Origin of the sequence: Pontibacter rugosus (assembly GCF_042678745.1) — a bacterium.
GTDB classification, from domain to species: Bacteria; Bacteroidota; Bacteroidia; order Cytophagales; family Hymenobacteraceae; genus Pontibacter; species Pontibacter rugosus.
On sequence record NZ_JBHTLD010000010.1, the window covers coordinates 1 to 11,953 of the forward strand.

The following is an 11,953-nucleotide window of genomic DNA, read 5'->3' on the forward strand; positions in this document are numbered from 1 at the left end:
TCTAATTAAATATAGGCATTTCACTTTCTAGTGACAATACGATAACCAAAGGGTTATTAGCATGTAATACTTAAGTAACATTGTGCTGGTAGTTTTGAGCAGACATAAACGTTTGCTATGAAAAACCTATCTACTTCAAAACTTAGTCTTGCCCTGGCACTGGCAAGCACAATCGTTGTTACTGGCTGTAACAATGACGACAAGTACACTCCCGAGCGACCTATCGAGTTTGGGCTTAAAGATCAGTCGGTAAACCCTGCGCTGGTTAAAACCTTACCTGGCTTCAACGGCATTAAGGTAAATACCCTTATCAGCAGCGACGATAAACTTGAGCAGTCTCCAAACTTTATCTATGGTGCGCAGCCAGATGGTGGTGGCATGATCAAAAACCCGAATGGTGAGGGTTATATTATGATTACCAACCACGAATACCTGCGTTCAGTATCGCGTGTATTCCTTGATAAAAAGCTAAAGCCAGTAAAAGGTGAATACCTCGTAAACGGCACAGGAGGTATGTGGCGCCTTTGCTCGGCCACCCTGGCTACCCCGGAGGAACACGGCTTCGGCCCAACCTTCCTGACAGCAGGCGAGAGTGGTGTAGAGTCTATGATTCACGCTATCAACCCCTTCGGTGACATAGCAGACAGAAGCCGCACCGACCGCACCTTGCCAGCCTTGGGCAAAGCCAGCGCCGAAAACGCTGTACCACTGCCGAAGACAGCATATCCTGGCAAAACAGTTATTTTTATTGGAGAAGATGAAAGCAACCCTGCCAACAGCATGGGTCAGGTGAACATGTACTTATCTAACAGTGTAGGTGATATGCAAAACGGCAAACTGTACATGCTGCGTCGCAAAGACAAAAACGTGGTAGAAACAGACATGCAGGTTGGCAGCAGCTACGATGTAGAGTTTGTAGAATATACAGACGTAAAATCCAGCACAGGCGCCCAGCTAGCCGCACAAACTATTGAGAAAGGAGCTATACAGTTTGCTCGCGTAGAAGACCTGGACTATGGCAAAGGCAGACCTGACGCCAACCGTACTTTATACTTTGTAGCCACAGGTGTGAGCCCCGACAAAGTAAATCCTGCACCAGGCTTTACAATGTGGGGCCGCCTTTACAAACTTGATTTGAACCCAAGAAGCCCATTGAGTGGCAAACTTACACCATTGATTGATGGTGGTATTGATCCGGGTAATAGCATTGTAAACCCTGATAACGTTTGTGTTACCGAAAACTTCGCTTACATTCAGGAAGATGGCGACTCGTTCTACAGCGCGAATAAACATGACGGACGCATCTGGCAGTACAACCTTAGGACAAAGGCTTTAAAGCCAATGCTTGAGATGAACCACCGCCGCGACGATCCTGCTTTCAATGCCAAGTATAACTCTGTTGGCTCTAACAACCTTAGTTCTTGGGAGTACGGCGCTATGTATGATATTTCGGATCTGATCGGTCTTCCTGGCACCTTTGTGGTAAACCTGCATCCACATACCTGGAGAGACGAGAAGTATAAAGATGCGGATGGCAGCGGCCTGTTTACAAGCGGCAGCGGCTTAGAAGGCGGACAAACAGTGATACTTACCAACGTACCCCGATAAATTACCCTTTTTATCCAGTCCCCACTGCAAAGCTCTCTTACCCCTAGGAGAGCTTTGCTTTATTTCAGTTAAAAGCCAGACGGGGGCATGATAATTTACTCTCTATGCCATGTCTGTCGATTTATTTCGGCTTTAGTTCTTCTGTTCTACCTTAACCAGTTCCTTTTCAAACTCCCTGTCGCCATGAAAAAGTTGCTATTCGCCTTTTCTTTGCTGCTAAGCACAGCTATCTATTGCTGCACACCGGATGCACCTTTATCTCCTTCTGAAAAAGCCAAACTTCATTTACTTTCTGAATTAGACACACTACAGCATATAGCAGAAAATGAGCTGTTGCGCTTAGCAACTACAGGTTCAGAAGACTCCATTCGTTTAGCGTTTCATCGTACACGGCAAGCTTATAAACAAGTGGAGTTGTTTACGGAGTATTACGCCCCAACAGTCAGCAAAGAACTAAATGGCGCTCCTCTGCCTGAAATAGAAGTTGAAGAAACAACCGTGTTTGAGCCTTCGGGTTTACAAGTGATAGAAGAACATCTTTATCCAAGCTTTGAAGAGCAGAACCGGGAGGTGTTAATACAGGAGGCAAAAAAGTTCTTATCCCTTACAGGGCGCGCACGCACTATACTGGAGGGCACAGAGTTTACAGATGCACATATACTGAATGCCTGCAGGCAGGAAGTGTTCCGAATCATCGTGCTCGGCATTTCCGGATTCGATACACCACTTACGGCTACAGGCGTTAAAGAGGCTGCTACAGCTCTACAATCTGTGCAGGAAGTGCTGGCGTTTTTTGGTAACAACGAACAGCTGCAAACACTCCTACAAAAAGCAATTGCTTATACTGCGCAAAGTGCTTCTTTTGATCATTTCGATCGAATGGCATTTATAACCCAGTTTGCGAATCCCATCACGGCAGAAATTACGGGCTGGCAAAAGCAGTTAAACGTTGCCCCCCTTACAATGCCCTTAGCCATTCATGCAGAAGCTGCCACACTTTTCGATAAAAACAGCCTCCGTGCCGATTATTTTGCAGGCTCTGCAGAAGCCATGGCTACACCAGAAAAGATAGCACTGGGTAAAGCGCTTTTTTTTAACCCTGTGGTATCTGGCAATAGCAGTACCTGTGGCGCCTGCCATAAGCCTGAACTTGCCTTTACAGATGGACTGCCGAAAAGTGCCGCAATCGAAAAAGGCAAATTCGTTCAGCGCAACGCACCCACCCTCTACTATGCAGGGCTACAGCACGCCCAGTTTTACGATATGCGCGCCTCAACCCTGGAGAGCCAAACCGTAGATGTTATCCGTAACAAAGATGAAATGCACGCCTCTGTAGAAGATGCAGCACATCGCTTAAATGCCGAAGCTGATTTTATACTCGCATTCAAACAAGCATTTCCGGGTATGGAGGCAGAGATCCAGCCAAAGCATGTGATGATGGCGCTTGCCAGCTACGTTCGCTCGCTCACTCCCTTCAACTCACGCTTCGACAGGCATATGCGAGACAAAGAGCAACACCTGACGGCACAGGAAACCAAAGGCTTCAATTTATTTATGGGTAAAGCAAAATGCGGTACATGCCATTTTATGCCTGTGTTCAACGGCACTGCGGCACCTGCCTTCAACAATACAGAAGCAGAAGTACTGGGCATTGTTGAAAACCCGAGAGCAGCTCACCCAATGTTAGATCCTGACCTTGGCCGGTTTACTCACAATAAAATGGAGGAACTTCGCTTTGCGTTTAAAACACCGACACTCCGCAATGTCGCCAAAACAGCACCATACATGCACAACGGTTCTTATCAAACGTTAGAAGAGGTTATGGATTTCTACAACAAAGGAGGAGCACAAGGCATGGGACTACAGTTGGAAAATCAGACTCTCCCTCCTGACCCACTCAACCTGACTGAGGAGGAAACGAAATCCATTATTTCATTTCTCCATACACTGACAGACGAAGTATAAATAGGCCAAACAGATTCAGTTTTTAAGTAACGTATCGCCATAGGTTATACCCGTGGCGATACGTGTTTATGGAGTATAAGAGTCAACAACACCTCCGATAGAATGCAAACTATTTATTCTATGCACGTAAGCCTCACCTTTTGAAGGTAGGTGAAAGGTGATCTCTTCTATCCAGCTCAAAATAGGTTAATCACTAGCTTTCCTGTACTTTTGATGTAAAGAAGTATAGCACGTTTAAAGGGTTGTTAAGAAGCTGGTTCTCATCATACTGAAATCAGGTAAATCAGCAAAAAGCTCCCATCACCTTATGGAACCGATCAGATTAAATAAATTTATAAGCGATACAGGCACCTGCTCCCGACGTGAGGCAGATAAAATGATTGAGCAAGGCCGTGTGTCAGTGAACGGCAAGCGCCCTGAAGTTGGTGCTAAGGTTACGGCAAAAGATAAAGTGCGTGTAGACGGTAACCTGCTGCAAATAGATGAGGTAGAGCCTGTGTACCTGCTCTTAAACAAGCCCGCTGGCATAGAGACCACTACTGACACCTCGCAGCGCGACAACATCATCAGTTTCACGAATTACCCCGAACGTATATTCCCGGTAGGCAGGCTTGATAAGGATTCTGAAGGACTTATTATTCTTACGAACGATGGCGACATCGTGAACAAAATATTACGTGCGGGCAACAGGCATGAGAAGGAATATGTGGTGACGGTAGACAAGCCCATCACTCAGGATTTTGTAGAGAAGATGAGTAATGGTGTGGCCATACTTGGCGTGAACACAAAAAAATGCTTTGTTGCTCAGGAAGGTCCAAATAAATTCCGCATCATACTTACCCAAGGCATGAACCGCCAGATTCGCCGCATGTGTGAGGCACTGGGCTACGAGGTAAAAACTTTACAACGCACCCGCATCATGCACCTCTCGCTGAACAAGATTCCGCTTGGCCAGTGGCGCAACATGACGGATACAGAGGTGGAAGAATTGCAGCGCCTGGTGGCTGGCTCCACTAAAACAGAAGAAGGATCAGTAAATAAGAAACGAACTACCGAGGCTGCTGCTCCTGCCAGAAGCAACAAACCTAAGCCTCGCGGAGGTACATCAGCGGGAAGACCTGCGCGTGCCGGAGGCGCTCCTAAAGGAACTTCAAAAGGTGCAGGAGCCGGTAAACGTGAAAAACCAAAATCAAGCGCAAGTAGTGCCCGAGGCTCTCGTGGTGCATCAAAAGGCAGCCCTAAAGGAGCCACAGGCGGAAGAGGTACGCGCGGGGCAGCTAAGGGCGGCAAAAGGCGCTAATTCTTTAAGTTAGGTAGCCTAAATCACAGTCTCTCTGCCAGCCAATCAAAGGCATCAGGCATAATACTGGTGAAGCAGCCATTATACTATAAAACAAGTAGGTAAAGCAGTGCATTTACCTTAATTTCGCCGCCCGATAAAGCAGGGTGCAACAAAAGGCTACTAAAAATACTACACTTATGTAGTAACAGCCAACATAAACCATGGAACCAAAGCGATTAAACAAATACATAAGTGATGCCGGCTTCTGCTCCAGACGCGAGGCTGACAAGCTGATTGAAGAAGAACGTGTTACTATCAATGGCAGATTAGCAGATGCTGGTGCCAAGGTAATGCCTAAAGACAAAGTGCGCATCGACGACGAAATTCTGAACGTGCGTGAAGAGGCGCCAGTGTTTATGATTTTCAATAAGCCTGCTAACATGTCTGCCACCGCTGATATGTCGGTGCGCGACAATGTGGTGCGGGCTATTAATCACCCGGCATCGCTACAGCCTATCCTCCACCTCGAAAGAGATGCTGACGGGCTTATATTTTTGAGCAACGATACTGATCTTGTGGCGCGCATGACGCGGTTCAATAACAAGTATGAAAAGGAATACATTGTTACTGTAAATAAGCTCATCACTTCTGAATTCCTGCTGAAGCTAAGCGGTAGCGAACCAAATGAATCAGGGGAGCAAGTACAAAGAACATTTGTTGCCAAAGAAGGCTCTAATCGCCTGCGGATTATTTTAAAGCCAAGCGCGAACCACAACATCAAGATGATGTGCGAAGACTTAGGTTACCAGGTAACGCATTTATCCCGCATCAGAATTGAGAATTTTACTTTAGCCAAACTACCCGCCGGGCATTGGCGTGCGCTGAACCCTGCAGAAGTGGAAAACCTGCGCAGCGTAACTAACAGAGCTGGTGCTAAAAGCAAAGAAAGGGATTTTGAGCAGAAGAAGCGCTCGACAACTACGCGCAGTGGTGAAGGCAGCCAAACTGGGGCACGTATAGGCAAAAGCAGACCTAAAACACCTGCAAAAGGTGGTGCTGGCAGTTTCTCCAGAAGTAGCACAGGAAGTTCTAAAGGAGCACCCAAAGGCGGCAATAGAACGGGTGGCTTTAAAAGCGGTGGCGCAAAAGGTGGTGCAGCAGGCAAAAGCGGCGGCAAAGGCCCAGCTAAAAGAGGACGCTAAAATCAAAAAAATATACTGGCTGGTTCTGTTTTTATAAAAGCAGCTATACTTGATAAAGCATTTTTTTAGTGCTCGGGCAGGATTTATACTATAAGCTTACATTCATAAGTATAAAAAAAGAGAAGCTGAATAAGCTTCTCTTTTTTTATACTTGCTTTCAAGCCATTACCAGCTACCCATTTTACCGGCCTGGTAATCACGGAAGGCCTCCTGAATCTCTTCTTCTGTATTCATCACAAAGGGGCCATGAGATACAACAGGTTCGTTGAAAGGATGCGCATGGCCTAGCAGAATATAACTATCCTCCTGCGCCTCTACCTTAATTTCCTCGCCCTCGTTTTCAAACTCAACCAAATTTTGCTTATCAACAGCTTCACCGTTGACTTTCACAGAGCCGCGCACCACATAGAAAAAGATATTCCGCTCAGCAGCTATGGAGGTAGTTAAACTGCCCCCCTGCTTCAGTTCTATACTTGCCATGTGAATGTCACTTAGCGACGGAATTGGCCCCTGAGTTTCGCGCCAATTGCCGGATATCACGTTTACCTTTACGTTGCCATCATCTTCCGTAGCGGTAGGAATTTGGTCTTTTTGCAGGCCAACATACTTTGGCTCAGTCATTTTATACTTGGCAGGCAGGTTAAACCACAGCTGCAGAATTTCCAGTGGGCCTCCCTCCTTCTTAAACTTATCGGAGGAAACTTCAGCATGAATAAGTCCGCGGCCAGCTGTCATCCACTGTACGCCGCCAGCCACAATAACATCTTTACCGCCGCCGGTATCCTGGTGCATGATGTCACCATCAAGTATAAATGTTAAGGTTTCGAAACCTCGGTGCGGGTGCGGCCCAAAAGGTAAGCCTCTGTTGTTGCTCTTGTATACCTGCGGCCCATGATGGTTCAGAAACAGGAACGGATCTATATACTCTACCTCACGCGTTGGAATGGCACGATACGTTACCAGGTCATCCATGGGCGCATAAGCTGCTTTATGTTTTTTCTTTATTTTTCTCATAGTAATCTCAAATTCAATGTACGTACACCAATATACAAATATGCTGCCAAGTATAAAAGCTTTATCCTTTCTTTATGTTTACGGGACGGGCATAAAAGTAAAGGAGGAGGAAACTAGTGCTACCCTCCTCCTTTGCTTATTTTAACTTGCTATACCGGGTGGTATACTTATGAGGCAAATAAATCTGAAGACAGGTAACGGTCACCACGGTCGCAGATGATGCAGACAACCACACCTTCCTCTATCTCTTCTATCAGTTTGGTTGCCACATGCACAGCACCACCGCTGCTCATGCCTGCAAATACACCTTCTTCTTTGGCTAAGCGGTGCGTCATAGCGGTGGCCTCGGCCTGGCTTACATCAATCGTGCGGTCTACACGTTCTGCCTCGAATATCTTTGGCAGGTATTCTTTTGGCCAGCGGCGGATGCCTGGAATCTGAGAGCCTTCTACCGGCTGTGCTCCTACAATCTGTACATCAGGGTTCTGCTCTTTCAGGTAGCGTGATACACCCATGATGGTGCCCGTAGTACCCATAGATGATACAAAATGCGTTATTTGGCCTTCCGTATCTCGCCAGATTTCAGGGCCGGTCGTGCGTACATGCGCCATATAGTTATCTGGGTTGCCGAACTGATTCAGCACCAGGTAACCTCCCTGCGCCACCTTCTCTGCCACATGATCTATAGCGCCTTCCATAGATTTCTCTGCTGGTGTTAGGGTAACTTTTGCGCCGTACGCCTCCATCGTCTGTACCCGCTCTTTAGTGGCATTAGCAGGCATTACCAGTTCTATCTCCACCTCAAAAAGACGTGCAATCATAGCCAGCGCAATGCCGGTGTTGCCACTGGTCGCTTCAATCAGCTTCATACCTGGCTTCAGATCGCCTCGGTCCAAAGCACCCTTGATCATACTATAGGCAGCACGGTCTTTCACGCTGCCGCCGGGATTGTTGCCCTCCAGCTTTCCGTACAGTTTTACGCCAGGTTTAGTATTTATATGTGTAAGCTCCACCAGCGGGGTGTTGCCTATAAAGTCAAGTAAAGTTGCCATAAGCTCTGGAATGGTGATAGATTGTTAAACCACAAAAGTAAGGGATAGTTTTCTTTCCTTCACCACTACAGCCACCTGCAGACGCTTTAGTCGTTTCTTTATACTTTAACACAACAAAAAGCCCACCTTGCGAAAGGCAAGGTGGGCTCAGCTATGTACTTATTGAATGCTACTTTTTTAATAACTTGAGTAACTCTTCAGCTACACCTTCCGATGATGCCGGATTCTGCCCTGTAATAAGCAGGCCATCGCGTACTATGTGCGGCTGCCAATCTGCTACTTTAGAGTAATTGCCACCAAGTTCCTGTAGTTTCTCCTCTACCAGAAATGGCACTACATCAGTAAGGTTAACGGCCTCTTCTTCTGAGTTGGTAAAGCCGGTCACGTTCTTACCTTTCACAAAAGACTCGCCCTGCTCGTTCTTTACTTTAGCGAAAACAGCCGGCGCATGACAAACAGCAGCCACAGGTTTTTGTTGTTTGGCAAATGCCTCAATTAGCTTGATTGATTCTTCGCTGTTTGTTAGATCCCAAAGCGGACCGTGGCCTCCAGGGTAGAAAACAGCATCGTAATCATCGGCTTTTATATCGCTAAGCCTGGTTGTGTTCATCAGTTTATTCTGCAAGTCCTGATCGCCATTATAGCGTTCAGTAGCTTCTGTCTGGGCACCGGGTGCTTCGCTACTAGGATCTACAGGTGGTGCACCACCTGCCGGAGATGCTAAAGTAACAGCTACTCCAGCATCAGCCATAACGTAATAAGGCGCGGCAAACTCTTCTACCCAAAACCCGGTTTTTTTACCCGTATCACCGAGCTCTGCATGTGATGTTAAAACAAATAATACTTTCATAATCCGTGTTATCTTCTGTAATTAAAATAGCAGGTGCTCCTATGGCACGTCTGCACACTTACAACCACTTCAAGAATATAAAGTTTTATTCTCCTGAAAACGCAAAGGCTAATTTAAAATCAAATCTTACTGTGCAGCTATCCGCCATACGGTATTACCCTCATCGTCAGCAACCAGCAGCGAACCGTCTGGTAATTCTGCCACACCGGCGGGCCTGCCGTATACTTCATTTTTTTCTGCATCGGCAATAAAGCCTGTCAGAAAATCCTCATACTTGCCTGGCTTCCCACTTTGGAAAGGCACAAAAACCACTTTATAGCCAGAGAAACTGCTACGGTTCCAAGAGCCGTGCTGCCCGACAAAAGCGCCGTTTCTATACTTAGCCGGAAAGCGGTTGCCGTTATAGAATTCCAATCCTAACGAAGAAGTATGGGCACCAAGCGGCACATCAGGCACAAGGGTCTTTTGCACCAGATCAGGCCTTTCGCCTTTACGACGCGGATCTACGTTCTGGCCAAAGTAGGCATAAGGCCAACCGTAAAAAGCCCCCTCCTGTACACTTGTCAGGTAATCTGGCACCAGTTCATCTCCCAGTTCATCACGCTCATTTACTGCTGCCCAAAGGGTAGTAGTACCAGGTTGCCAATCCATTCCTACCGGATTGCGGAGCCCGCTGGCAAAAATGCGTTCTCCTGATCCGTCTGGATTAATCTCCAATATGTTAGCGCGTCGTTTTTCTTCGTCCATGCCATACTCACCTACGTTGCTGGCAGAGCCTACTGAAACATATATTTTAGAACCGTCAGGGCTTGCAATCAGGTTGCGTGTCCAGTGGTGGTTATAGCCGCCAGCGGGTAAGGTCAGTATCTTCTCTCCTTTTGCGGTAATTTTTGTCTGCTCTTCTTTATAGGGATAGCGCATGATGCCATCGGTGTTGGCCACATAGAAATAGCCGTTCATCACCAACATGCCATAAGGCTGCTTCAGGTCGGTCATAAACACCTCGCGCATGTCAGGCTGACCGTCGCTATTGGTGTCGCGGAACATGGTAATGCGGTTAGCGCTTTTCTTCTCGTCATCCGACTCCACCACAAAAATATCTTTATTTGGGGCCACATACATACGGCGCGGGTGCTTCAAGTCTCCGGCAAACTTACTTACTGTAAAACCCGCGGGAGCCACAGGCATTTTGCCAGCAGGCCAGCCGATTGTTTTGCTGCGCTTTTCTACTTGATGGGTAGTATCCGGCGCAGGCAAAACCAGGTTAGCGTTTGTTTCAGTTGTTACGGTGTCGGCATCGGGGTTAATGTTGTTAACCGCAGTGTTATTGTTTGTTTCCGTAGTAGCTCTCTGTGATTCGGAGCAACCAGCAAATGCTATACTTGCCATCATGGCCAGTAGTGGCGCTCTCCATGTCATCTTTTTCATTTATCAGGCTTTACTATTTAAGTTTATACTATACGCAGGAGTGCTCGTTATTTGTTAAATTATTCTGGGTAAGCTCTTAACCTGACGGTAGTTTGCACTATACTTCCTGCCTTTGATTTTGTAAATTGCAGCGATTAAAGCTATACTTTGGAACAGCCCATCCGCAAGATTATACATGTAGACATGGATGCCTTTTTCGCATCCGTGGAGCAGCGCGATAACCCCGAGCTGCGCGGCAAGCCTGTGGCTGTGGGTGGCTCCAAGGCGCGCGGTGTGGTAGCCGCTGCCAGCTACGAAGCCCGTAAGTATGGCGTTCACTCTGCACTGGCCTCCAAAATTGCAGCACAACGTTGCCCGCACCTCATTTTTGTAAAAGCTCGTTTTGATGTTTACAGTGCCGTATCGCGGCAGATACGGGAGATATTCCATTCCTACACCGATTTAGTAGAACCCCTATCGCTGGATGAGGCATACCTGGATGTGACCGAGAATAAGATTGGTATGCCTTCTGCCAGCATCATCGCCAAAGAGATAAAGCAGCGCATTTTAGAGGAGACAGGCTTAACCGCATCTGCAGGAGTTTCCTACAATAAGTTTCTGGCAAAGATCGCTTCTGACATGAACAAGCCCGATGGCTTTACGCTCATCACACCGGACAAGGCAGAAGACTTGGTAGCTGGGCTTGAGATTGAGAAGTTTCATGGCATTGGCAAAGTTACAGCAGCCAAAATGCAACATATGGGCATCCTGACTGGAGCTGACCTAAAGCTGCGCACCGAAGAGGAGCTGGTGCGAAACTTTGGCAAAGTGGGCCGCTATTATTACCGCATCTCCCGTGCACAGGATGAGCGGGAGGTACAGCCCCACCGCATCCGTAAGTCTATCGGCTCTGAACGTACTTTTGATATAGACCTGACAGAAGAAGATGATATGCTGGAACGTTTACAGTTTTTATCAGAAGAAGTGGCTCAGGATATGGCACGGCTTCAGGCTGCTGCCAAGACAGTAACAGTCAAAATAAAGTATTTCGACTTCACACAAAATACCCGCAGCAAAACTTACCTGAGTGACTTCAGCTCGGCCAGCGCTATTTACACCATTGCCCGTGAGTTGCTACACACGCCGCAGCTTCCAGCTTATCCGGTGCGCCTGCTTGGTATCTCCGTTTCCAGCCTTACCTACCAGCACGACAAACAGCAGGAAGGTTATCAGCTAACCCTGGAGCTTTAGGTTATATATTTTTAGGTGTCTTATTTCTGATGAAGTATATCCATGCCGTAACTCCCTGATAATATCCTAGTTAATTACTCCTGATCTTTGAGCTGAGCACTCTAAAGCAAAAGGTGAGACAGTTAACCGAGAGGTGAAGTATAAACAGAAGCATGGAAGGAAAGCTTAACCGGAGATGCTATACTTCGAGCAATGCAAGTATCAACTGCACTAAGTATAGTAAAAGCTATAGCAAGTATGGCTTTTCAAGCCAGTTGAGTTACAAACCCAACACCATTGTAAGACACGAGTTGAAAACTCGCGCCAGCAGAGAATGGCAGAA

General features: G+C 47.0%; 9 protein-coding genes. 5 read left to right on the forward strand and 4 right to left on the reverse strand.

The window, feature by feature from the left end; genetic code table 11:
• The first annotated feature begins 117 nt into the window (after nt 1-117).
• The 4 genes from ACFQ2O_RS02260 to ACFQ2O_RS02275 all read left to right on the forward strand — a co-directional run bounded on the left by ACFQ2O_RS02260 (nt 118) and on the right by ACFQ2O_RS02275 (nt 6,057).
• Nucleotides 118-1,608, forward strand: coding sequence for a hypothetical protein (locus ACFQ2O_RS02260; RefSeq protein ID WP_377522581.1), 1,491 nt, complete (start codon nt 118-120; stop codon nt 1,606-1,608).
• A gap of 183 nt (nt 1,609-1,791) precedes the next feature.
• Nucleotides 1,792-3,573, forward strand: coding sequence for a cytochrome-c peroxidase (locus tag ACFQ2O_RS02265; protein ID WP_377522582.1), 1,782 nt, complete (start codon nt 1,792-1,794; stop codon nt 3,571-3,573).
• A gap of 307 nt (nt 3,574-3,880) precedes the next feature.
• Nucleotides 3,881-4,873, forward strand: coding sequence for a 23S rRNA pseudouridine(2604) synthase RluF (gene rluF, locus ACFQ2O_RS02270; RefSeq protein ID WP_377522583.1), 993 nt, complete (start codon nt 3,881-3,883; stop codon nt 4,871-4,873).
• A 203-nt stretch (nt 4,874-5,076) separates the two neighbouring features.
• Nucleotides 5,077-6,057: a S4 domain-containing protein gene (locus ACFQ2O_RS02275; protein WP_377522584.1), complete on the forward strand. Its 981-nt coding sequence runs from the start codon at nt 5,077-5,079 to the stop codon at nt 6,055-6,057.
• 165 nt (nt 6,058-6,222) lie between these two features.
• Here the strand turns inward: ACFQ2O_RS02275 and ACFQ2O_RS02280 are convergent, their stop codons facing one another.
• From ACFQ2O_RS02280 to ACFQ2O_RS02295, 4 genes are all read right to left on the reverse strand, one after another.
• Nucleotides 6,223-7,071: a pirin family protein gene (locus ACFQ2O_RS02280; RefSeq protein ID WP_377522585.1), complete on the reverse strand. Its 849-nt coding sequence runs from the start codon at nt 7,069-7,071 to the stop codon at nt 6,223-6,225.
• 167 nt (nt 7,072-7,238) lie between these two features.
• The gene (cysM, locus tag ACFQ2O_RS02285) at nt 7,239-8,123 is read right to left on the reverse strand and encodes a cysteine synthase CysM (RefSeq protein WP_377522586.1); all 885 of its coding nucleotides are present in this window, start codon (nt 8,121-8,123) and stop codon (nt 7,239-7,241) included.
• 169 nt (nt 8,124-8,292) lie between these two features.
• The gene (locus tag ACFQ2O_RS02290) at nt 8,293-8,973 is read right to left on the reverse strand and encodes a type 1 glutamine amidotransferase domain-containing protein (RefSeq protein WP_377522588.1); all 681 of its coding nucleotides are present in this window, start codon (nt 8,971-8,973) and stop codon (nt 8,293-8,295) included.
• A 126-nt stretch (nt 8,974-9,099) separates the two neighbouring features.
• Nucleotides 9,100-10,401 (reverse strand): PQQ-dependent sugar dehydrogenase, encoded by a 1,302-nt coding sequence (locus ACFQ2O_RS02295; protein ID WP_377522590.1) that lies wholly within the window; start codon nt 10,399-10,401, stop codon nt 9,100-9,102.
• A gap of 147 nt (nt 10,402-10,548) precedes the next feature.
• Between ACFQ2O_RS02295 and dinB the strand changes: the two genes are divergently transcribed.
• Nucleotides 10,549-11,631, forward strand: a complete 1,083-nt coding sequence (dinB, locus tag ACFQ2O_RS02300) for a DNA polymerase IV (protein WP_449301385.1) — start codon at nt 10,549-10,551, stop codon at nt 11,629-11,631.
• The last annotated feature ends 322 nt before the right edge of the window (nt 11,632-11,953 follow it).